Annotated in this window: 13 protein-coding genes and 1 pseudogene; 6 read left to right on the top strand and 8 right to left on the bottom strand. The window is 51.5% G+C overall.

Going from position 1 to position 23,357, the window contains the following annotated elements:
- Positions 1-78: 78 nt before the first annotated feature.
- From M2387_RS21745 to licT, 7 genes are all read right to left on the bottom strand, one after another.
- Positions 79-1,449 carry an efflux transporter outer membrane subunit gene (locus tag M2387_RS21745; protein ID WP_259052591.1) on the bottom strand — a complete coding sequence of 457 codons (1,371 nt, stop codon included), beginning with the start codon at positions 1,447-1,449 and terminating at the stop codon, positions 79-81.
- Positions 1,449-4,556 carry an efflux RND transporter permease subunit gene (locus tag M2387_RS21740; protein WP_259052589.1) on the bottom strand — a complete coding sequence of 1,036 codons (3,108 nt, stop codon included), beginning with the start codon at positions 4,554-4,556 and terminating at the stop codon, positions 1,449-1,451. Before M2387_RS21740 ends, M2387_RS21745 begins: the two co-directional genes overlap by 1 nt.
- A complete protein-coding gene (locus tag M2387_RS21735; protein ID WP_259052587.1) occupies positions 4,556-5,677 on the bottom strand; it encodes an efflux RND transporter periplasmic adaptor subunit in 1,122 nt (373 codons plus the stop codon). The genes M2387_RS21740 and M2387_RS21735 overlap by 1 nt, the downstream gene beginning before the upstream one ends.
- Before the next feature lie 42 nt (positions 5,678-5,719).
- A complete protein-coding gene (locus M2387_RS21730) occupies positions 5,720-6,280 on the bottom strand; it encodes a TetR/AcrR family transcriptional regulator (protein WP_259052584.1) in 561 nt (186 codons plus the stop codon).
- Between the two features lie 161 nt (positions 6,281-6,441).
- A complete protein-coding gene (locus tag M2387_RS21725) occupies positions 6,442-7,836 on the bottom strand; it encodes a glycoside hydrolase family 1 protein (protein ID WP_259052755.1) in 1,395 nt (464 codons plus the stop codon).
- A gap of 12 nt (positions 7,837-7,848) precedes the next feature.
- Entirely contained in the window at positions 7,849-9,711 is a 1,863-nt protein-coding gene (gene bglF, locus M2387_RS21720) for a PTS beta-glucoside transporter subunit IIABC (protein ID WP_259052581.1), read from the bottom strand.
- Between the two features lie 114 nt (positions 9,712-9,825).
- Positions 9,826-10,665, bottom strand: coding sequence for a BglG family transcription antiterminator LicT (licT, locus tag M2387_RS21715; RefSeq protein WP_259052579.1), 840 nt, complete (start codon positions 10,663-10,665; stop codon positions 9,826-9,828).
- 251 nt (positions 10,666-10,916) lie between these two features.
- On the opposite strand from licT, the gene M2387_RS21710 reads away from it, so the two are divergent.
- The 6 genes from M2387_RS21710 (at position 10,917) to M2387_RS21680 (ending at position 21,613) form a co-directional block, all read left to right on the top strand.
- Positions 10,917-12,134: a nitrate regulatory protein gene (locus tag M2387_RS21710; RefSeq protein ID WP_259052577.1), complete on the top strand. Its 1,218-nt coding sequence runs from the start codon at positions 10,917-10,919 to the stop codon at positions 12,132-12,134.
- A 258-nt stretch (positions 12,135-12,392) separates the two neighbouring features.
- Positions 12,393-13,655, top strand: coding sequence for a CmpA/NrtA family ABC transporter substrate-binding protein (locus tag M2387_RS21705; RefSeq protein WP_259052575.1), 1,263 nt, complete (start codon positions 12,393-12,395; stop codon positions 13,653-13,655).
- 12 nt (positions 13,656-13,667) lie between these two features.
- Positions 13,668-14,486 carry a nitrate ABC transporter permease gene (gene ntrB / locus M2387_RS21700; protein WP_259052573.1) on the top strand — a complete coding sequence of 273 codons (819 nt, stop codon included), beginning with the start codon at positions 13,668-13,670 and terminating at the stop codon, positions 14,484-14,486.
- Positions 14,487-14,495: 9 nt separating this feature from the next.
- Positions 14,496-15,293 carry an ABC transporter ATP-binding protein gene (locus M2387_RS21695; protein ID WP_259052571.1) on the top strand — a complete coding sequence of 266 codons (798 nt, stop codon included), beginning with the start codon at positions 14,496-14,498 and terminating at the stop codon, positions 15,291-15,293.
- Between the two features lie 106 nt (positions 15,294-15,399).
- The gene (gene nirB, locus M2387_RS21690) at positions 15,400-18,336 is read left to right on the top strand and encodes a nitrite reductase large subunit NirB (protein ID WP_259052569.1); all 2,937 of its coding nucleotides are present in this window, start codon (positions 15,400-15,402) and stop codon (positions 18,334-18,336) included.
- A gap of 898 nt (positions 18,337-19,234) precedes the next feature.
- Positions 19,235-21,613, top strand: a complete 2,379-nt coding sequence (locus M2387_RS21680; RefSeq protein WP_259052567.1) for a membrane-bound PQQ-dependent dehydrogenase, glucose/quinate/shikimate family — start codon at positions 19,235-19,237, stop codon at positions 21,611-21,613.
- 128 nt (positions 21,614-21,741) lie between these two features.
- Here the strand turns inward: M2387_RS21680 and M2387_RS21675 are convergent.
- A pseudogene (locus M2387_RS21675) lies at positions 21,742-23,337 on the bottom strand (UxaA family hydrolase).
- Positions 23,338-23,357 lie beyond the last annotated feature (20 nt).

The following is a 23,357-nucleotide window of genomic DNA, read 5'->3' as shown; positions in this document are numbered from 1 at the left end:
ATCATGGTGAATTGCCCCCCAAAAGTTGGCTATCCACTTTTGGGGGGCAATTCAGTCAGGGCGGGGAGAATGTCAAATTTAAGGCTGGTTGATCCCACCCCCCAGAGACTGCCATAGCGTGATTCGGTTATTCAGTTCCGTTTGTTGCAGCGTCAGCAGCGACTGCTGTGCTGACCACAGGGTACGTTGTGCCGTCAGAGCTGTCAGATAGTCACCGCTTCCTGCCTGATAACGTTTCATTGCGATATCAAAGGTTTGCTGCTCAGCGGCAACATACTGACTCTGAGCATCTAACTCCTCATTCAGCGTCTGACGACGCGCCAGGGCATCGGCGACATCCTTAAAGGCGCTCTGAATGGTTTTTTCATAGGTGGCGATTAGCCCGGTTTTCTGTGCTTCGGCATAGCGCAGTTGTGCCAGATTACTGCCTCCGGTGAACAATGGCAGCGTGATAGACGGGGCAAAGGACCATATTTTCATCCCGCCATTAAACAGGGAAGAGAGTGAATCGCTGCCAACGCCTGCGCTGGATGTCAGGGATATCGTCGGGAAGAAGTTCGCCCGAGCCGCGCCAATACTGGCATTAGCGCTCTGTAAATTATGCTCTGCCTCCTGAATATCCGGGCGATTAAGCAGCAGGGTCGAGGCGATATTCGCCGGTATCAGCGTAATCGTCTCACTGCTTAAGCTGTCCAGCGTTCCCGGGAGTAAATCATCCGCGACCGTCTGCCCGGCGAGCAGATTCAGCGCATTTTTATCCTGCATCACCAGCGTCTGATAGTTCGCGACGCGGCCGCGAGCCTGCTGGTAGACGCCCATCGCCGAGCTGACATCTGTGAGCGCCACTGTTCCGGCTTCCATCTGCCGTTTAACAATTTTTACCGCGCTGGCTGCGTTATCCATGGTCTGCTGTGCCAGGGCAAGATTACTGTTATCGGTGGCAAGCTGGACCCAGGCGCTGCTGATTTCGGCAATCATCGTCAGGCGGGTATTCTGAGCGGTGTATTCGCTGGCAAGCCAGGTCTCACGGGCGGCTCTCGACAGGCTTTGGTTGCGGCCAAACAAGTCCAGCTCAAAACTGCTGACCGCACCCTGAGCCTGGGCGCTACCGCTGACGCCTGCCGCAGCCGTCCGGCTGCGGGTCTCGCTCAGTTCGCCATTGAGTGTGGGTAACAGCGAGGCGCGAGTCTCACCGTACTGAGCACGGGCGGCATCAATATCAGCAATGGCTTTCTGGATATCACGGTTACCGTTTAGCGCCAGGCCTATCACTTTTTGCAGCCGCGTATCTTTGACTACCTGTTGCCAGTTACCAATGACAACCTTCGATTGCCCCTCACTTCCCGATAACATCGCCGGGACCGGGGCGTCAGGTCGCTGGTAATCGGGGTCCAAAGAGACACAACCGACGCTGAGAAAGGCAATAAATAACACAGAGAGACGAAACATTATTTATGCTCCCGGAGTGGTGCGGTGAACAGGCGTTTTACCAGCACAAAGAATAAAGGTACGAAGAAAATAGCCAGCACTGTCGCGGTGAGCGTGCCGCCAATAATGCCGGTACCAATAGCGATACGACTATTTGCTCCCGCACCTGAAGCGAGCGCCAGCGGCGTGACGCCAGCGATAAAGGCCAGAGAAGTCATGATGATGGGACGCAGACGCGTTTGGGCTGCGCGGATCGCGGCGCGGGATAAAGAGTAACCCTCAGCGACGGCGGCCTCAGCGAATTCAACAATCAAAATGGCATTTTTCGAAGACAGGCCAATGGTTGTCAGTAAGGCGACCTGGAAATAGACATCGTTGCTTAAATCACGCATCCAGGCAGCCATGGCCGCACCCAGCAGGCCGAGCGGGATAACCAGGATCACCGAGATAGGCACAGACCAGCTCTCATACAGCGCCGCCAGGCAGAGGAAAACCACCAGAATTGAAATGGCGTAGAGGCTGAGCGCTTGTCCGCTGGCCTGTTTTTCCTGCAACGACAGGCCACTCCATGACCAGGTTGAACCGGCGGGGAGATTATTAGCCAGGGTTTCAAGTACTGTCATGGCATCGCCAGAGCTGGTGCCATCGGCGTTCTCGCCCTGAATTTCATAGGCGGCAGAACCGTTATAGCGCACCAGGTTTTCCGGGCCAAACTCCCAGTGGGTGGTGGCGAAAGCAGAGAAGGGGGTCATATTGCTATCGCTGCCGCGGACAAACCATTTCCCGAGGTCAGAAGGGGCCGAGCGTGAGTCACTGTCGCCCTGGATATAGACCTTTTTCACCCGGCCGCGGTCGATAAAGTCATTAACGTAGGTGCCACCCCAGGCGCTGGAAAGCGTCGCGGAAATATCGGTTAATGACAGGCCCAGCGACACCGCTTTTTTATTATCAATATCGACCTGTAACTGCGGGGTCTGGGGCATATCATTGGCGCGTACCGCCTGCAAAGAAGCATGCTGGTTCGCCTGGCCAATCAGGGTATTGCGTAACTCTAATAACTCCTCACGACTGGTGCCGCCGCTGGCCAGTAATTCAAAGGTAAAACCACTGCTTTGCCCCAGCCCGTCCACTGACGGCGGCGTCATGGCAAATACGGTGGCATCCCGTATAGTGCCGAGCTGCTGGGTGGCGCGTAAGGCAATCGCCTGGGCGCTGTCCTCGGCATTTTCACGCTCTGACCAGTTTTTTAACGAGACAAAGGCCATACCTGCGTTTTGGCCGCTACCGCTAAAACTAAAGCCGTTTACCGTGAAAATCACGCTGGTATTGTCTTTCTCATTGGTGAGGAACCAGTCGGTAACCTGTTTACTGACTTCTGCAGTACGTGAGTTGGTGGCGCCCGCCGGCAGCATATACTGCACCATAATTTCGCCCTGATCTTCGCCAGGCAAAAAGCTGCCGGGAAGCTTCCAGATGGCAAAGGTCATGGTGGCGCAAATCACCAGATACACCACCATTACCCGGCCTGAACGGCTCAGCGTATTCAGCACCCGGTGTTTATATTTACGTTCAGTCGAGCCGTAAAAACGGTTAAACGCGCCGAAGAAGCCTGTTTTATGCGGGGCAGAATGGCGCAGTATGGAACCGCAGAGTGCCGGTGTCAGGGTTAAGGCCACCACCACGGAAAGGACCATCGCCGAGATAATGGTGACGGAGAACTGACGGTAAATCACCCCGGTGGCACCGCCGAAGAATGCCATTGGCAGGAAGACGGCCGAGAGTACCAGAGCAATAGCCACCAATGCCCCGGAAATTTCCCCCATCGATTTTTCAGTCGCTTCCCGCGCCGGGAGCCCCTCGTCGCGCATAATTCGCTCGACGTTTTCCACCACCACAATGGCATCATCAACCAGCAGGCCGATGGCAAGTACCATAGCAAACAGGGTTAAGGTGTTAATCGAGTAGCCAAACAGGGCCAGTACACCAAAGGTGCCGAGCAGTACTACCGGAACCGCCAGCGCCGGAATTAAGGTCGCGCGGATATTCTGTAAAAACAGATACATCACGCACACCACCAGAATGATGGCTTCGAATAGCGTCTTAACCACATCCTCAACCGAGATTTTAATAAACTCGGTACTGTCTTTAGGATAAGCAACGTCATAGCCCTGCGGCATATTACGCTGATATTCATTGATTTTATCTTTCACCAGAGTGGCAGTACTCAAGGCGTTAGCACCGGGAGCCAGCATCACCGCCATCCCCGCTGCGGGGTGGCCGTTGAGTTTTGCAACGGCGGTATAGTCTTCGTTACCAACTTCCACCCGGGCAACATCACCCAGGCGAACGATGGCGCCGTTAGCCTGGCTCTTAACGATGATATCTTTGAACTGCTCGACGGTTTGCAGACGCGACTGGGAGCGGACGGTTGCCGTCAGTTGCTGCGTATCCGGGGAAGGCATCGCCCCGATTTTACCGGCAGAAACCTGAACGTTTTGCGCTTCAATCGCCGTTTGCAGGTCAGAAGGCATCAGTGCGTAGGAGGCCAGTTTTGCCGGATCCATCCAGATACGCATGGCATATTCAGCGCCAAAGACCTGTAAACTGCCCACTCCGTTAAGACGGGCTAGCGGATCCTGGAGGTTACTGACCAGCCAGTCGGCGATATCGGAACTACTGGCTTGGTCGGTTTTGTCATATACCCCGAGGATCAGTAGAAAGTTACTTTGCGATTTAACCACCGTGACGCCAGCCTGCTGTACTTCAGTGGGAAGGCGTGATTCGGCTTGCTGGACTTTATTTTGTACCTGGACCTGAGCGGTATCCGGGTCGGTTCCTTGCTCGAAGGTGACGCTTATTCTGACCGAACCGTCAGAGCTGCTGGTCGAGGTAAAATAGAGCAGGTTATCCAGCCCGGTGAGCTGCTGTTCAATCACCTGAGTGACGCTATTTTCCAGGGTTTGCGCAGAAGCACCGGTATAGGTCGCGGAGATCTGTACCGACGGAGGCGCGACATTAGGATACTGGGCGACCGGTAGCGTTCTAATCGCCAGGATCCCGGCGAGCATAATAATAATCGCGATGACCCAGGCAAAGACCGGGCGGCGGACGAAGAAACGTGCAAACATCAGATATCTCCTCCCGCGGGGTTGACTTCAATGGTCTTAACCTGCTGACCTGCAACCACTTTTCCGCTCCCTTCAACCACCAGTTTATCGCCAGCCTGGAGGCCGTTTAATACCAGCCATTTGTCACCATAGCTATCACCCGTTTCGAGTTTACGCTGCTCGACTTTGTTATCACCCGTTACGACAAAGGCGGTGGCGATGCCTTTGGCATCACGCGTAATGCCCTGCTGCGGTGCCAGGATTGCATCCTTCATGACGCCTTCATCGACTTTCGCGCGAACGAACATACCCGGTAGAAGTTGCTGAGTCGGGTTCGGGAAAATGGCGCGCAGCGTGACCGAGCCCGTTGACTCATCGACCGCCACTTCGGTTAAAGCTAAACGCCCTTTTTCACTGTAGGTTGAGCCATCTTCCAGAATCAGCGTGACGTTCAGCTCTTCGTTATTTGCAGCCAGCGCCTGTTTGCGTAGACGAAGCAGATCAACGCTAGAACGCGTCAAGTCGACGTAAATGGTCTCAAGATCGCGGATTGTTGCCAGAGCGGTTGTTTGCTCCGCTGAAACCAGCGCGCCAGGGGTAACGGAAGATATGCCGATTCGGCCGGAAATAGGGGCTTTAAGGGTTGTCCAGTTCAGGTTGATCCGCGCGCTTTCCAGAGCAGCGGTTTTCGCCTCAACATTGGCTTTATCCTGGGCGCAAGTGGATGCGGCGTCATCGGCATCCTGGCGGGATATGCCGTTCTCTTTCACCAGTTGAGCATAGCGTGATGCTTTAGCGCAGTCGGCATTGACTAACGCCTGGACCTGCTTCAGGGCAGCGGCAGCTTCGTTAAAAGTTGCCCGGAAACTATCGGACTCGATTTGATAGAGCGCCTGCCCGGCTTTGACATGATCCCCTTCTGTAAACAGGCGTTTTTGAATGATACCTGTCACTTGAGGACGGACTTCGGCGCTGGATGCCGAACTGGTTCGCCCGGTTAGTTCATTAACGATAGTGAGAGGCTGGCGGGTTAAGGTGATAACCCCAACCTCTTGCTCTGGTGGCTGTGGGGAGGATACGGGCGCAGTATCACACCCGCTAAGAAGCATTAATGCGGCAAGTGTGCTCAGGACATGTTTCATTTTTTTCTCAGATTATTTTTTGCAAGTGAATACGGGGAAACGTTATTTATCGGTGACAAGCAGATTGATAATTTCCTGATAGATTTTTTCTAACTCGACAGGGGAGACTTTCTGGGGCGTTAATCGGCGGTAGAGAGAACCTTCCATCATGACTGCGATTATCTCGACACAACAGCGCACCCGCTCAGGGCTCAGGTGTGGATATTCTTTTTGCAGATGTTCACAGGCATTGTTAAACATTCTCTCGTCAGCTTCTGCAAGCCAGGCCGCCACTTTCGGGTTGCGTGTCGCTTCTGCAGTCATCTCAAGCATTAGCGCATCGTCATCCTCACTTAGCGTCAAGCGGCTGGCGAGTGCCTGCGGCATCAGGTGAGTGTGAATTTTGCCCTCCATCATTTCATTGATGCGATAGTCGATAATTCGGCGGATCATCTCTTCGATAATGGCGTCTTTATTGGCGAAATAACGGTAGATTTGACCGACGCTGAGTTTAGCTTCTGTGGCTATCTGCGACATGCTGGCGGCGTGAAAACCGCTTTCGCGAAAACAGCGGCGTGCGGCGGTGATGATTTCGTTTTGTCGTATTTGTAGTTTGCTGGTCATACATCGATTCTCAGATTAAGCAATTGAGAATGAACGTTCTCAATTTGGATTAATTTAACCTAAGAATGTGAAGGAAGATTGAGTGGAAAAGCATCTAAAGAGGAGATGTGCCACTCCTGACAAACGGTGGAGTGGCACAGGATTTATGTGGTTTTTCTATATCAGTCTTTTAAAGAAGCACCTTTGGTAGCAATCACTTCTTTGTACCAGTGGAAGCTTTTCTTGCGGCTACGCGCCAGAGTTCCGTTGCCGCTGTCATCACGGTCGACATAAATAAAGCCGTAACGCTTGGACAGCTCGGCTTTTGAGGCGCTGACCAGGTCGATAGGACCCCAGCTGGTATAGCCCATAACCTCAACGCCATCATCGATAGCTTCACGTACCTGGACCAAGTGATCGTTAAGATAGCTGATACGGTAGTCATCCTGAACTATGCCATCAGCATCAGGTTTATCTTTAGCGCCCAGACCATTTTCAACAATAAACAGCGGCTTTTGATAGCGATCCCACAGCACGTTCAGCAGAGTACGCAGGCCAATAGGGTCAATCTGCCAGCCCCACTCAGAACTGGCGAGGTGTGGATTAGGCACCATGTTGAGAATATTCGCGCGTGCCTGATGATTCAGCTCTTCGTCGGTGGTGACGCAGCCGGTCATATAGTAGCTAAACGAGATAAAATCGATGGTGGCTTTCAGCGCGGCGCGATCGGCATCGGTGATCTCAAGCTGAATGCCGTTATCGCGGAAGAAGCGCAGCATATAGCCCGGATATTCTCCACGACACTGCACATCACCGAAGAACTGCCAGGTGCGGTTTTCTTGCAGGGTTTCGAAGATATCTTCGGGTTTACAGGTCAGCGGATACACCAGACCACCGAGGATCATATTACCGATTTTAGCATCAGGAATAATCTCGCGGCAGGCTTTAACCGCCAGAGCGCTGGCTACCAGTTGATGATGGATAGCCTGGAAAACTTCAGCCTTGCTGCTGGTTTCTGGCAGCCCAACACCGGTCATTGGGGCGTGGAGCGACATATTAATTTCGTTGAAGGTCAGCCACAGCTTCACTTTCTCTTTATAGCGCGCAAATACCGTACGCGCGTAGCGCTCAAAGAAGGTAATCACTTCGCGACTACCCCAGCCACCGTATTGCTTCACCAGTCCCCACGGCATTTCATAGTGTGACAGGGTGACCAGTGGGGTGATGTTATGTGCTGCCAGTTCAGCAAACAGGCGGTCGTAAAATGCCAGCCCTGCTTCGTTAGGCTCTTGCTCATCACCGTTCGGGAAAATACGCGTCCAGGCAATCGACACGCGCAGGCAACTAAAGCCCATTTCGGCAAAGAGTTTAATATCCTCTGGGTAACGGTGATAGAAATCAATCGCCACATCTTTAATGCCGCTATCGCCCGCTACACGTTCAACAACTGAGCCAAAAACCCCCTGAGGCTGGACGTCAGAAGTGGACAGCCCTTTACCGTCTTCCAGGTAAGCGCCTTCAACCTGATTCGCGGCTACCGCGCCACCCCATAAAAATGCATCTGGAAAAGTTTTCATCATGTGCTCCTGTTATTGATGACTAACGCTGAGTAACGGTGAACCGGCCTGAACCGAGCTTGCTGCCATAGTTATGACCTCATGGTACTCGTCACTGTTACTGATAATAATAGGCGTTGCCAGGTCGTATCCGGCATCGATAATCGCCTGACGATCGAACTCGACAAGCAGGTCACCCGCTTGCACTCTGTCACCGACTTTGACATGTGCCGTAAAAGGTTTTCCATCGAGTTTTACGGTGTCGATACCCACGTGGATCAACACCTCAATTCCGTTATCGCTTAGCAGGCCGATAGCATGTTTGGTCTGGAACAGCGAGGCCACTTCTCCGGCAAAGGGAGCAATGACTTTGTTATCAGAAGGAATAATTGCCACACCTTTACCCAGCAGACCGCTGGCAAACGTGGTATCCGGAACCTGATCCAGAGCCAGTACGGTACCGGTCATAGGTGACAAGATATCGTTTTCAGTCACAGGCACTACAGCGACTGGGGCAGGTTTATTGTCTTTTGGCATTCCGGCCACCAGAGTCATGACGCAGCTCAGCGCTAACGCAACCAGGCTACCAATAACGCCTCCCCACAGCGTGGAGTCGACTCCACCAGGCGGGATCATCTGGGCGAAAGTAAAGATATTGGCAAAACCGAAGGAGTAGACGTGGGTATCGCTCAAACCGACAATCGCACCACCCACAGCTCCAGCGACACAGCCGAAGATAAACGGACGACGTAGCGGTAAATTCACGCCATAAACCGCCGGTTCGGTGATACCAAAAATACCCGCGGTGACTGAAGAACCCGCCAGCACTTTCAGGCGTTTATCCTGGGTACGCAAGAATACGGCAAAGACCGCACCGACCTGACCTGCAACAGCCGGAAGCAACATAGGCAGCATTGAGTCACTGCCCAGTGCCGATAAGTTGTTGATCATCAGCGGCACCAGCCCCCAGTGCAGGCCGAAAATTACACAAACCTGCCATAACGCACCCATCGCCGCGCCTGCCAGCCATGGCGCCATGTCGTAAATCCAGGAATAACCGTTTGCCAGCATCTGGCTCAGACCCGTGGCGACAGGCCCAATTGCGAGGAAGGTTAAGGGTACGGTGATACCGATACAAATCAGCGGAGCGAAGAAGTTTTTCATCGAGGATGGCAGCAGCTTCATGCTCTTTTTCTCGATCCAGCAACTCAGCCAGGAAGCAAGAATAATCGGGATTACCGATGAGCCGTAGTTAAACCAGGTGATAGGGATACCGAGAAAGAGTTCGGTAGCCGCGCTCGCCTGCTGGCTGGTATTGAAGGCTTCTATCATCATCGGATGAACCAGCGAGCCACCAATAATCATGGTGATAAACGGGTTGCCGCCAAATTTTTTCCCGGCGGTGTAGCCCAGTACCATAGGTAAGAAGAAGAACAGGGCGTCACTGGCGGCAAACCAGATTTTATAGGTGCCGCTATCAGTCGTCAGCCAGCCACAGACGATAGCCAGTGCCAGCAAGCCTTTCAGAATACCGGAGGCCGCCAGAATGCCGATAAATGGCGTAAAAATACTGGAGACAATGTCAATAAACTTGCTGAACAGACTGGTTTTTTCACCCGTGTCATGAGTCTCAACTGGGGTGTCATCGGTTAATCCCGCTTCACGGCGAACCGCCTGCCAGACATCGTTAACGTGATTACCAATCACCACCTGGAACTGGCCGCCACTTTCGACAACCATAATAAGGTCAGGATTTTTCTTCAGTCCTTCGGCATCGGCTTTTTTATTATCTTTTAGTTTGAAGCGAAGCCGGGTCGCACAATGTACCAGACTGACAATGTTCTCTTTGCCCCCGACGTGGCCGAGAATATCTTTTGCTAAAGCTTGATATTCCATCTCTATTTCCTTACCTCTGACTGAGTCTAAAAATAAAAAAACCCGAGAACATCCCCCTTATCAGGAAGACACGCTCAGGTTTTGCCTGCGTAATGCAGTAGCAATCCGTTTTTTTTAGGCTTTACGCCCTTCTTTTCTCACCCGTTCAATATGAATGGCGATAAACATCACTTCTTCTGTTGTCAGCTCGCGCTGATAACTTTTTTCCAGGTGCTGCGCAATTTTTTCTGCGCATTTCCAGGCTTTTGCGTAGTTTTCTTTAACCGCTATATGTAGAGAGACATCATCATCTGCGACTACCGTGCGGGTTAACATCCGCTGGGCGAAGAATTTTAAATGTGTCAGGAATCTCTGATAACTTAATGATTCTTCGTCATATTCTATCTGTAACTGATATTTCACCAGATGCAGTATTTCCTGCATCACCCGGGTGATATGCATCACTTCAGGCATTTCATTTTTTAGCTGTGCTGTAACCAGATGCAGAGCGATAAAACCTGCCTCATCCTCAACCAGTTCGACCTTTAACCGCTGAGCGATAATCGCTCTTGCTTCTTGCCCCAGGGCGAACTCTTTTGGGTAGAGGTGTTTAATCTCCCACAACTGCACGTTTTTAATCGCCAGCCCTTTCTTTTGCCGCTCGATAGCAAAATGGCAGTGATCGGTTAACGTGATATACAAACTGTCCTGCAATTTCCCCAGCCGTTCTGCGGCCAGTCTGATGATTTGATCGCAAGTCGTCATCACTTCCAGGGGTATCTGGTTAAGCAGTTCCCCCAGACGATGAATCATTTCATCACTTTGTAGCGCAAAAACTTTTTCGATTTTGTCGTTATCCAGAGTGTCACCCGTACGTTTCTGGAAGGCCAGTCCACGACCCATTACGACCTGTTCGCATCCCCGTTCATCCTGAACCACCACCACATTATTATTAAGAACTTTGGCGATTTTCATCGGAACCCCAGAAACAAAAAAACCTGACCTCCGACAGATGTCAGATGATCAGGTTTTGCCTGCCTTACGCAGTAACAATCCAGTTCGCGCATATTATCAGTTTCTTCTTACGTCTCAATGAGAGGTAAGAAGAAACGTGATGAAGATCGAAATAAGAAGTGATACCAGAAGGTCACCCTGCCAGGGGGCTCAATACTCAGTCAGGCACAATTCTTGCTTCACTCCTGTTTTATCCCGGATATCAGGTTTATATGACTCTCTCAGCCCTCAGCTTTGTGCTGGCATCGAAAAAAAGCGAAATCACCGGTCTCGAACAGCTATTAAAGATGGGCGAGCTGGTGGGTGCGGTCAGTCAGCTTATCCATGTGCTACAGCGTGAACGGGGAACGGCAAATATCTTTTTATGTTCCCAAGGGAAAACCTGGGCCGGGCAGCGAAGTGAGCGGGCACTGCAAGTGCAAATGGCTGAACAGGTGGTTAATCAGCATATTCTGGCGCTGGATTTAACCGGCCAGCACACGGGCAATGCGCCACGATTATTCAGCCGTATCGCTGCCGTATTGCATAGCCTCAGTACGTTATCGCTGCTGCGTCAGCAGATTCAGGCGCTGGAAATCACCCAGCCTGATGCTATGCGTCAGTACACTGAGGTGATACGCACCCATTTAGCGCTGGTATTTGAAGCCGCTGATATCTCAGGCGATCCGGCAATTTCCCGTGCGTTACTGGCGATGTTCAGCTTTATGCAAGGGAAAGAGCTGGCCGCTCAGGAGCGTGCCACGGGCGCTGCGGGCTTTACCGCGGGTTACTTTGACGATAACGCTCATCGACAGTTACTGGACCTGATAGAAAGTCAGGAGCGCTGTTTCCAGACGTTTAGTGAATTCGCTGATGCGCGTTGCATGGCCCTCTGGCAGCAACAGCTAAGCGCTGATAGCAGTGAGTTTGAACGATTCCGGCGTATTGCCTGTACCGGTGTGACGCCAGAAGGCGAGGCGGGGCAGGTGGCATTGCACTGGTTTGCCGTTACCACCGCACGTATTGATGGCATGAAGATTGTGGAAGATTTGCTGGAAGATATTCTGATGGAGTGCTGCCGTCAGCGCATCCATGAAACGCAAATCGCGCTCAAACTTCAGCAGCAAGATATCGAGCAAATTCCACAGCTGGAAAACCATTACGCCTCACTGATTCCACTACAACTGAGTCGTTCGGTACTGGAACTGGTAGAGCAACAGTCACGTCAGTTGCAGGCCCGTGAAGCAGAGCTGGCGGAGCTTCGCGCTACGCTGGCAGAACGAAAATTAGTTGAACGAGCAAAAAATTTACTTATTCAGTACCAGGGACTGACCGAACCACAGGCTCATAAAACGCTGCGCGATATGGCGATGAACCAGAATAAAAAACTGACAGAAATTGCTGAAGCCATGCTGGCGGTATCCTCCGTATGGGTGAAAAAGGACAAGTGATTTAAGAGCGGTCTTTGCACCAAAGTGATGTGCATGGCGTTCTGAATCGGTGCAAGTCGGGTGTGATATCAACAGCAACTACCCGTTACTGGCGCAGTTTTTAAGTTGGCACACAAACTGCATTACTTTTACAACATAAACACCGGGCCAATGGCGGTCTGGTAAGAGTTACGGATAAAGACGTCCATTAGTACCCAGGAAACTGGGTTCTGAGTGGACGTTTTTTTTGGTTATTTTTCAACCTTACAGGAAGCCGCAATGACGCAAAACGACAAAAAAACTTTCGGGGAATTATCCCGCCGGCGCTTCATTGCAGGCAGCGTCGCGTTAGGCGGCAGCATGATGATGCCTGGCTTTATGAATAGCGTCTGGGCCGCAGGCTCTGATGCGCCAGAAAAAAGAGAACTGCGGGTGGGTTTTATTCCGCTGACTGACTGTTCTTCGGTGGTGATGGCGGCAGTGAAAAAATTTGATGAGAAATACGGCATCAAAATCATCCCCGTCAAGGAGTCCAGTTGGGCGTCAGTACGCGACAAACTGGTCTCCGGTGAACTGGATGCAGCGCATGTGCTGTACGGTCTGGTATACGGACTACAGCTTGGCGCTTCCGGCCCGCAGCATGATATGGCGATGCTGATGACGCTCAACAATAATGGCCAGGCGATTACCCTGTCAAACCAGCTAAAACAGGCTGGCGTCACGGATGCCGGGTCGCTGAAAAAAGCCGTCGATGCCAGCGACAAAGGGACTTACACCTTTGCTCAGACCTTCCCGACCGGCACACATGCCATGTGGCTCTATTACTGGCTGGCCAATGCCGGGATCCATCCTTTCGATGATGTGCGCAATGTCGTGGTACCGCCGCCACAAATGGTGGTGAATATGAAAATCGGCAATATGAGCGGCTTCTGTGTCGGTGAACCCTGGAACCAGCGGGCGATTCAGGACGACATTGGCTATACCGCTATTACCTCGCAGGAAATCTGGCCCGATCATCCGGAAAAAATTCTCGGAACGACCTCGGCCTGGGTTGCCGCTAACCCTAACTCTGCCCGTGCACTGACCGCTGCGGTGCTGGATGCCTCACGCTGGATTGATACTTCCGACGCTAACCGTATCGAAACCGCACAGACCGTCGCGGCGCGCGCCTATATCAACACCCCGGTAGCCACCATCGAGGGAAGGATGCTCGGGAAATACGATAACGGGCTGGGGAAACAATGGCAGGATGCTCACGGCATGCGCTTCTTCAATGATGGCGCGGTCAATTACCCCTATCTCTCCGACGGTATGTGGTTCCTGACTCAGCATAAGCGCTGGGGGCTGATCGATAGCGATCCTGACTATCTGTCTATTGCCAAAAAGATCAACCGTACCGACGTCTACAAACAGGCCGCGACCGCCGTCGGCGGAATTAATTTGCCAGCAAGCGATATGCGTACCAGCACGCTGATGGACGGAAAAGTCTGGAACGGCAGCAACCCCGCTGAATATGCCAACAGTTTTGCGATGAAACGCTAAGTGAGATACCCGATGTCGACAACGTTGAAAACCCAGGCCGGGCTACAGGCTCGCATAGCGATACAAAACTTTATCCAGCAGGCGATACCGGCCCTGCTCGGTATCCTCATCTTGCTGGCGCTCTGGCAGATTGCCGCTCTCACCAGCAAAGGCTTTCCGACACCGCTAAAAACCTGGGAGTCAGCCAAAATTATTTTTGCTGAACCCTTCTATATTGACGGGCCTAATGATGTGGGCATTGGCTGGAATGTGCTGGCGTCATTACAACGCGTGATTACCGGTTTTGGTCTGGCGGCATTAGTCGGTATTCCGGTGGGATTCCTGATTGGTCGCTTCAGCTTTATTGCCAGCATGCTTAACCCGATGATTTCCCTGTTACGTCCGGTGAGTCCGCTGGCTTGGCTGCCTATTGGCCTGCTGCTGTTTCAGCGCGCAGAACCTGCCTCTACCTGGACCATTTTTATCTGTTCTATCTGGCCGATGATCCTCAATACCGCGGAAGGCGTCAGCCGTATTCCGCAGGACTACCTCAATGTCGCGCGTGTCCTGAAGCTCAGTGAATTTACCGTGATGCGCAAAATCCTCTTTCCTGCCGTGCTGCCCTACATTCTGACCGGCGTGCGTCTGTCGATCGGTATTGCCTGGCTGGTGATTGTGGCTGCCGAGATGCTGACCGGTGGCGTCGGGATTGGGTTCTGGATCTGGAATGAATGGAACAACCTCAACGTGGAAAACATCATTATTGCCATTCTGCTGATTGGCGTAGTGGGCATGTTGCTGGATCAAGGGCTGGTGGCGATTGCTCGCCGTTTTAGCTACGACAATCGTTAGGAGCCTGAAATGAAAAATGACCAAGCTATTATCCGGGTACAAAACGTCAGCCAGAGTTTTCAGACCGCAAAAGGCCCTTTTCTGGCACTCGATAACGTCAGCTTTGATATTGCGCGCGGCGAGACGGTCAGTCTGATAGGCCATTCCGGTTGCGGAAAATCCACCCTGTTGAATCTGATTGCCGGGCTGAGTCGCCCGACACAAGGCGTCTTGCTCTGTGATAACCAAGAGCTGACTGAGCCAGGCCCGGAACGCGCAGTGGTGTTCCAGAACCATTCCCTGCTGCCGTGGCTGACCACTTTTGAGAACGTAGCGCTGGCGGTACGTCAGGTGTTCCAGGGGCAGATGAGCAAAGCGGAGATGCAGGAGTGGATTATGTATAACCTCGAACTGGTTCATATGGATCACGCTGCCGATAAACGCCCCGGTGAAATTTCCGGCGGCATGAAGCAACGCGTCGGTATTGCCCGCGCTCTGGCGATGAAACCGAAAGTTTTGCTGATGGATGAGCCCTTTGGCGCACTTGACGCTTTAACCCGCGCGCATCTGCAGGATGCGGTCATGGAAATTCAGGTCCGACTGAAAACCACCATCCTGTTGATTACCCACGATGTTGACGAGGCAGTACTGCTCTCCGATCGCGTCATGATGATGACTAACGGCCCGGCGGCGAAAGTGGGTGAAGTCTTGCATGTAGAGCTGGAGCGCCCGCGTTCCAGAGTCGCGCTGGCGAATTCCCCTCTGTTCCACCAGTACCGCCAGCAGGTGCTGCAATTCCTGTACGAAAAACATCAGGCCGTAGTCTGACTCAACCCAACAGGTGCCATTGAATCTTTAGAACGCAGATGAGGCACCTGTGATGACCATAAAACGAATAAATGAACCGTTATCCCCAGAGGTAGCGAGGAGCAATGTGATGTCTAAACCCGTATTAGTGATGGCCGGACACGGCATGGTTGGCCACTATTTCTTGCAGCAACTGGTTGAGCGTGAATTACATCTGCAATATCAAATTATTGTGTTTGCGGAAGAGAAAGCCCCGGCCTATGACCGGGTTCATCTCTCGGAATTTTTTGCCGGTCGCAGCGCGGAATCGTTGTCGATGGTCGAGGGCGACTTCTTTGAATCGACCGGAATTGAATTACGCCTCTCCCATACAATTGAACATATTGATAGCCAGCACCGCTTTGTTGTCGACCGACAGGGGCGGCAGACGGCCTATGATTTACTGATTCTCGCGACCGGATCTTATCCCTTTGTACCACCGATCCCGGGCAACGATGCGCCGGGCTGTCTGGTCTATCGTACGCTTGATGATCTGGTTGCTATTCAGGAATGTGCAGCCCAGGGCAAAGTTGGCGTTGTCGTGGGCGGGGGATTACTGGGGCTGGAAGCGGCCAACGCCCTTAAATATCTCGGGCTACAAACCCATGTGGTGGAGTTTGCCCCGCGGTTAATGGGCGTTCAGCTTGATGAAGGCGGCGCGGGCATGCTGCGCCATAAAATTGAGGCCTTGGGCGTACAGGTACATACCGGCAAAGAGACCCGCGCTATTGTGGCGGGCGAAACCAGCAGTTACCGGATGGAGTTTGCCGACGGCAGCCATCTCGAGACCGACTTGGTGCTGTTCTCAGCGGGTATTCGCCCGCGCGATCGGTTGGCTAAAGACGGTGGACTGGAGGTAGGCCCGCGCGGGGGCATTGTTATTAACGATCAATGTCGCACCTCCGACCCGGCTATTTTTGCCATTGGTGAGTGCGCCTTATGGAACGGTCAGATTTTTGGCCTGGTGGCGCCGGGTTATCAGATGGCTCGTACCCTGGCGGATACGCTTTGTGGTAGCGAAGTAGCGTTTAAAGGTGCGGATATGAGCACCAAACTTAAGTTACTCGGGGTTGAAGTTGCCTCTATCGGTGATGCCCACGGCCGGACGCCTGGCAGCCAGAGTTACAACTGGGTCGATGGCCCGGCTGAAATCTATAAGAAAATCGTCGTCTCCGGGGACGGTAAACGCCTGCTCGGTGCGGTGCTGGTGGGGGACAGCAGCGAATACAGCACGCTATTGCAGATGATGCTCAATGATATGCCTCTGCCTGCTCATCCTGAGGGGCTTATTTTACCTGCCAGTGCGGGTGCCGCTCCGAAAAGCCTTGGCGTTGCCGCCCTGCCGGACAGCGCGCAAATCTGCTCCTGCTATAACGTCAGTAAAGCCGATATTTTTGATGCGGTGAAGGGCGGCTGCGGCGATATGGCGGCGATAAAATCCTGCACCAAAGCGGCGACGGGCTGTGGCGGATGTGCGGCGCTGACCAAACAGGTGATGGAGTGTGCGCTGGCAGAAATGGGCGTGGAGGTAAAAAAAGATATTTGCGAGCACTTTGCCTATTCCCGTCAGGAGATCTATCACTTAGTGCGTATCGGTCAGATCCGCAGCTTTGAAGATCTGATCCATAAACATGGCCAGGGCAGCGGCTGTGAGATCTGTAAACCGCTGGCAGGTTCGATCCTGGCATCCTGCTGGAATGACTACCTACTTAAGCCCGAGCATTTACCGTTGCAGGATACTAACGATCGTTATTTTGCCAATATCCAGAAAGACGGTACCTACTCGATCGTACCGCGTATTCCGGCGGGCGAAATTACCCCGGACGGGCTGATAACCATTGGTCAGGTCGCCAAACGCTACAACCTCTATACCAAAATTACCGGCGGTCAGCGTGTCGATCTTTTTGGGGCGCGCCTTGAGCAGTTACCCGAGATCTGGCAACTGCTGGTCGATGCCGGGTTTGAAACCGGCCATGCCTACGGTAAATCCCTGCGCACGGTTAAATCCTGCGTTGGATCTAACTGGTGTCGTTACGGAGTACAGGACTCCACCTTACTGGCGCTTCAACTGGAGAGCCGCTACAAGGGGCTGCGCTCGCCGCATAAAATTAAGATGGCGGTTTCAGGCTGTACCCGTGAGTGTGCCGAAGCCCAGAGCAAAGATGTCGGCGTGATTGCCACGGAAAAGGGCTGGAATCTGTTTGTCTGCGGCAACGGCGGCATGAAACCACGCCATGCGAATTTACTGGCTCAGGATATGGATACCGAAACCCTGATCCGCACCGTCGATCGTTTCCTGATGTTTTATATCCGTACCGCCGATCGCCTGCAACGTACCAGTACCTGGATGGATAATCTTGAAGGTGGGATAGATTACCTGCGCCAGGTGGTACTGGAAGACAGCTTACACATAGGTGCTGAACTGGAAAGCGAAATGGAGGCGGTGGTCGATACGTATCAGTGCGAATGGCAAACCACTCTCGCGAGCCCGGACCGTCTGGCACTGTTTAAGCCGTTTATCAACAGCCCGGAACCGGATGAAGCGGTGGTGATGGTCACTGAACGTCAGCAGATCCGCCCGGCCACCTCGCAGGAACGATTAGTTATCCCTACCGTAACCGTTAATCATCCTCGCGTTGCGGTACAGGGATGGGTCGAATTATGCGACTTAAGCGCTATCCCGGAGAACGCCGGTATGGCGGCAAGACTGTCGAATCGACAGATTGCGCTGTTCCATTTGCCGGGCCACCCGCAAAAGGTTTTTGCACTCAGTAATCATGAGCCTGACAGTGACGCCAACGTGCTGGCGAGGGGAATACTGGGCGATGTAAAAGGTGAGCCGGTAGTCATTTCACCGCTCTATAAACAACGTTTTCGTTTGCAGGACGGGCGCAGTATCGACGATACCGAGAAGGTGCTGAATGTCTGGCCGGTGAAAATAGAGCAGGGTCGTGTCTGGGTGCAAGAGCAGCCGCAGGTAACCGAGCCGAAAGTTGCTGAGATCATCGCTATGGCCAGCGTGTGAATAAAGCCTCTGCTTCAGAATCTACGCAACTAACCGGTGCCTTTTCAGGCTCCGGTTAGTTGCTAATAGAGGGTTTCTACGTCGCCAATAAACAAATGAAAGGATTTATTGGCGTAGAGAATATGGACACCAACTCACAGCTCTGTATGGCTTCGGCAGTGCCTGGTACAGGCAAAAAGAATGGCTACAGATGTGAGCGAACGTCTGTCATAGCTTGCACTGTTAATGAAGGGCGATTTAACCTGCTCAGATAACAGTATAACGGTGACAATATCAGTCTCAGGTAAGGGGAAGGGGCTTATTTGCATTCGGTATAATCTGAAAATGATAATTATTGGGAACTTTTTTCATCTACTTACAATTTTTACAATATCCCACTATAGACCCTTTTAAAATAAGGGTTTTATTAAAATAATATTATAATTTTCATATAATTATTTTAATTCCTGGTCACAATACCTTCGCCAATTCTCTTATTGTTCTGTGAGCAATTAATTTCCTTTTTACTACTCACTTGTAGTTATTAGTATTAAAAGTGAAAATTATATATCTATTTGATTTTAAAGCTATTAATTGAATTATCTGATGCTTTTATTAGCATGATGACCCTGTTTTTTCCCGTAGCTGTAATGCCATAAGTGAAAAGATGACAGATTAAAATTCGCCATATACTGTTTAAGTGAGACTGTTTTCTACTCAGTAGTTAACTTAAAAAAGTTTCAATTGTGTTTCAAATGCAGCCGGAAAAGCGTATTTCACGCAGGTATGTATTTTGACCAGAAGGATAGTGGTGTTGGTGCTATATCACGGAAACATTTTTATATCGGCGAATAGCGATAGTTTCCCTGGTGGACGCTACCAGACAGCAGAAAAGAAATAGTTGTCATAAGGAAACAACATGGTAAATAAAATAACTGGCGCGGTGTTACTCGTCATAGGATTAATTCTACTGTATATGGGCGGCCAGCTTGCTCTTGTGGGAGGCAGTCCATTCTATGTCATTATGGCAGCAGGCATAATGATTACCGCAGTACTCCTCTTGTGTCGTAAACCTGGTGCACTTTCTCTATATGCCCTGTTGATGTGGATAACCCTGGGATGGATTATCTGGGAAGTGGGTATGGACAAGTGGCAATGGATCCCGCGTGGCGATCTGTTTGGCGCTATCGGTTTATGGCTTGCGATGCCCTGGGTTGTTAAGCCGCTCTATCAGGGGAAACGCCGTTTTCATCCCTTCCTTGGTAGCACCGTTATTATTATGGTCGTCGTGGTGATTGGGCTCTGTTTTTACGATCCACTACCACAAGCGGGGAAAATCACTAATTTCCGTGAACAAATGTCTGACACCAAACCAGATACTGATTGGGTCGCCTATGGTGGAAGCAATTCCGGGCAGCGTTTTTCAAATCTTAATCAAATCAATAATAAAAATGTTGGGGATTTGGAAGTCGCCTGGACCTACCATACGGGTGATGTACGTCAGGATAAAGATGCCTCTGAGTACACTTTTGAAGCTACGCCACTGAAGGCGAATAACATGCTTTACTTGTGTACACCACACAGTGAAATCCACGCTTTGGATCCGCAAACGGGTGAAGCGAAGTGGAAATTTGTTCCTGAGAAAAATCGTTCTTACTTACAACAACATCAGACTTGTCGCGGCGTCAGCTATTATGAAGATGCGCCTGTTCAGTCAGAAAACCCTGCCGTAGAAGATGCTGCTCCGGCGATGTGTCGTAAACGCGTGTTTAATGCTTCTCCTGATGCGAAGCTCATTGCTCTTGATGCAGACACCGGTAAACTCTGCACCGACTTTGGTAACAATGGCATTGTCGATCTGCATGATAATATGGGTAAAGTTCGTCCACATGCCCTGATGCAGACCGCAGCCCCTCTGGTTGCCGGAGACAAAGTGATTGTCGGCGGATCGGTGATGGATAATGGCTATAATAGCGGGAATCCTTCTGGTGTGATCCGTGCCTATGACGTGCACAATGGAAAGTTAGTCTGGAACTTCGATCCGGCTAATCCTGAAAAGACCACCCCTATCGCTGCCGATGGACAGTATCCCCAGGATACCCCTGTAGCCTGGGGAACACTCAGCGCGGATATGAAAAATGGCATCGTCTATGTGCCCTTTGGTAATGCATCCCCTGATGAAGTCGGTATCGGGCGTGACGCAGATAGCAATACTGAGAAATTCCGCGATACGCTGGTGGCGTTAGATCTGAATACGGGGGCGTTTAAATGGCGTTACCAGACTTCCCATCATGATCTCTGGGATCGCGATAACCCTTCTCAGCCTTCTTTGCTGGATATTGACTACGATAATAAAAAACAACCTGTTGTCATTCTACCCACTAAAACAGGTAACCTTTTTGTACTTAATCGTTTAACGGGTGAACCTGTTTATCCAGTACAGGAAGTCAGTGTCTCGACTGAAGGTGGCGTTCCGGGTGAAAAATTCTCACCGACTCAACCGGTTTCGAGCCTGAACTTTATTCCTGAACCGCTGACCGAGAAGTCAATGTGGGGGATCTCACCCTTTGACCAACTGAGCTGCCGTATTGATTTTAAATCGCTACGGTATGACGGTAACCCCTGGACTCCTGCTACCGAACAAGGATCGCTGATTTTCCCGGGTAATATTGGTGTCTTCAACTGGGGTTCTGTTGCCGTTGATCCAGAGCGCCAGATGCTGATCGCAGCGCCTGTACGTCTGGCTTATAAGTATCATCTGATCAAACGGACCCCAGGGACTGAAAACGATCGCTTATTTACCAAAGACGGGCAGCCGTACTGGAATGAAAACTTCCAGGGTGACTACGCGATTCAGATCCAACAGCTGGCCTCTAATCTGGGCATTCCTTGTATTGCCCCACCTTGGGGACGTATGGTCGGCGTAGACTTAAAAACGGGTAAAACTGAATGGTTACGGCGTATTGGTACGACGCAAAACCTGAAAACAAACTTCCTTCCAGGCGGTTTCCCAATAGGATTCCCTATGGGAATGGTGGCTCATGGCGGGCCATTGATCACTGGCGGTGATTTAGTGTTCCACGGCGCAACTGCTGATAACTTTATCCGTGCTTATGACAGCTCAACAGGAGATGTCCTGTGGGAAAAAGAACTGCCAGCAGGGGGTCAGGCAACACCTTCAACCTATATGGGAAATGATGGCCAGCAGTATATCGTTATTGCCGCAGGTGGCCATGGGTCACTGGGGACTAAACAGGGTGATAGCGTCGTCGCTTATAAATTAAAATCAGCGCCTTAAGTAATGAAAAAAGGATATCTGTAAACTTCCCATAATACCGGGCGGTTTATCAGGCGACTATTCGGGCCTGAATTCGGTACTCTACCGGACTCAGGCCCTTTTATTTCCGGGAAGGCATCGCTGGATACTTAAAGTTCCAGAGAGCGTTTCCACAGCATAAAATCATATTGTTCAAGCGTATCCGCTTTGGTTCGCCATGTTCCGCTGGCGGTAGCGATGACCTTCTCAAACAGACCATCAGCAATTTTTGAAAGTGGTGTTCCCTCGATAATCGGCCCACAGTCATAATCGATAATATCCGGCATCTTGTCTGCGAGCGTAGAGTTGGTTGACACCTTGAGAACCGGAACGATAGGGTTTCCTGTCGGGGTGCCTAACCCGGTTGAGAAAATAACGATATTGCACCCTGCCGCAACCAGTCCCGTTACCGCATCCACATCATTACCCGGCGTACAGACGAGGGAAAGACCGCTCTCAGCCATAGGTTCGGCGTAGTCACATACTGCGCTAACCGGTGCTCTGCCGCCCTTTTTTGCCGCACCGGCAGATTTAATGGCGTCGGTAATTAACCCGTCAGCAATATTTCCCGGGCTGGGGTTATCGGCGATGGTGGTGCCGAAAAAGTTCGCGACATTTTCATAGTTCTTCATTAACGACAGAAACTTTTCTTTTAATTCGCGATTCATGCAACGCTGGACAATATCGCCTTCTGCGCCGCACAGTTCCGGAAACTCTGCCAGTCCGGAAGCGCCGCCCAGGGTGACAAGACGGTCTGAAACTTCACCCATTGCCGGGTTCGCGCTGATCCCTGAAAAACCGTCCGAAGCACCACATTTCACGCCTATTTTAAGGTGCGAGAGCGGGACCTCTTGCCGCTCATCCACGGGGGCTTCGCGAATGGCGTTATAGGTCTGGGTTAATGCATCTTGCATCATTTTTTCTTCGCTGCTCCAGTCCTGCTGTCTGAAGTAGATAACCGGTTTGCTGAAGTGAGGATTTTGCTTCGCGAGCGCGGCTTTGAAATCGACAATTTGCGCTTTTTCACAGCCCAGAGCAAAGACGGTGACACCGAGTACATTGGGGTGATTGGAATAGGCGGCAAGGACATCGCACATGGTCATGCTGTCTGAGGTCGCACCGCCGCAACCGGAATTGACGGTAATACAACGGATACCGTCAAGATGAGGAAAAGGCAGATGCCGCGTATCGTTTAAGGCTCCCGCCGAGGTTATCTGGCGAGCGAAATTTTTCAGGCCATTATTGGCATAACCGAGAGCGTCGTTCAGGGCATCAGTGACCCGCTGAACGTTGCGGTTTTCGCAGAATACCAACGGAATAACCAGCCAGTAGTTTGCCGTGGCGACCCGGCCATCTTCGCGAACGATCCCCTGGAAAGTTCGTGACGTCCAGGCGGAGACGTCGGGCTGCTGCCAGTCATAGGGCGCAATATCGTCGAGAGAAACCGGGGCTGCATAGTGTTTGATATTCTCGGTGGTGATAACTTCGCCGCGGTTGATGGGCTACGTTGCTTTCCCGACAGGTACACCGTACAGAGAAACGATATCGCCGGGATTCACATCCTGAGTAGTAAACTTATGTTTGGCTTTAACATTGCTACGCAGAACGTACTCTTCATCGTTCCAGCTAACCCGCTGGTCTTTGTGTAAGTTTTGCAGCGCAACGATTAAGTTATCCGTAGGGTCAATTTTTAAGATGGTCTGCATTTTATTTATCCTTTTTTATA

The sequence above is a fragment of the Klebsiella sp. BIGb0407 genome, assembly GCF_024807845.1.
Taxonomy (GTDB): domain Bacteria; phylum Pseudomonadota; class Gammaproteobacteria; order Enterobacterales; family Enterobacteriaceae; genus JGM124.
The sequence above is the reverse complement of the archived record's forward strand: the minus strand, read 5'-3'. Positions and strand labels throughout refer to the sequence as shown.

Bases quoted from the DNA above. Each gene is read 5' to 3' on its own strand.
- M2387_RS21680 (WP_259052567.1), top strand. From the start codon at position 19,235: ATGGTAAATAAAATAACTGGCGCGGTGTTACTCGTCATAGGATTAATT.
- M2387_RS21730 (WP_259052584.1), bottom strand. From the start codon at position 6,280: ATGACCAGCAAACTACAAATACGACAAAACGAAATCATCACCGCCGCA.
- M2387_RS21740 (WP_259052589.1), bottom strand. From the start codon at position 4,556: ATGTTTGCACGTTTCTTCGTCCGCCGCCCGGTCTTTGCCTGGGTCATC.
- M2387_RS21695 (WP_259052571.1), top strand. From the start codon at position 14,496: ATGAAAAATGACCAAGCTATTATCCGGGTACAAAACGTCAGCCAGAGT.
- ntrB (WP_259052573.1), top strand. From the start codon at position 13,668: ATGTCGACAACGTTGAAAACCCAGGCCGGGCTACAGGCTCGCATAGCG.
- M2387_RS21725 (WP_259052755.1), bottom strand. From the start codon at position 7,836: ATGAAAACTTTTCCAGATGCATTTTTATGGGGTGGCGCGGTAGCCGCG.
- M2387_RS21735 (WP_259052587.1), bottom strand. From the start codon at position 5,677: ATGAAACATGTCCTGAGCACACTTGCCGCATTAATGCTTCTTAGCGGG.
- M2387_RS21745 (WP_259052591.1), bottom strand. From the start codon at position 1,449: ATGTTTCGTCTCTCTGTGTTATTTATTGCCTTTCTCAGCGTCGGTTGT.
- M2387_RS21710 (WP_259052577.1), top strand. From the start codon at position 10,917: ATGACTCTCTCAGCCCTCAGCTTTGTGCTGGCATCGAAAAAAAGCGAA.
- M2387_RS21705 (WP_259052575.1), top strand. From the start codon at position 12,393: ATGACGCAAAACGACAAAAAAACTTTCGGGGAATTATCCCGCCGGCGC.
- licT (WP_259052579.1), bottom strand. From the start codon at position 10,665: ATGAAAATCGCCAAAGTTCTTAATAATAATGTGGTGGTGGTTCAGGAT.
- bglF (WP_259052581.1), bottom strand. From the start codon at position 9,711: ATGGAATATCAAGCTTTAGCAAAAGATATTCTCGGCCACGTCGGGGGC.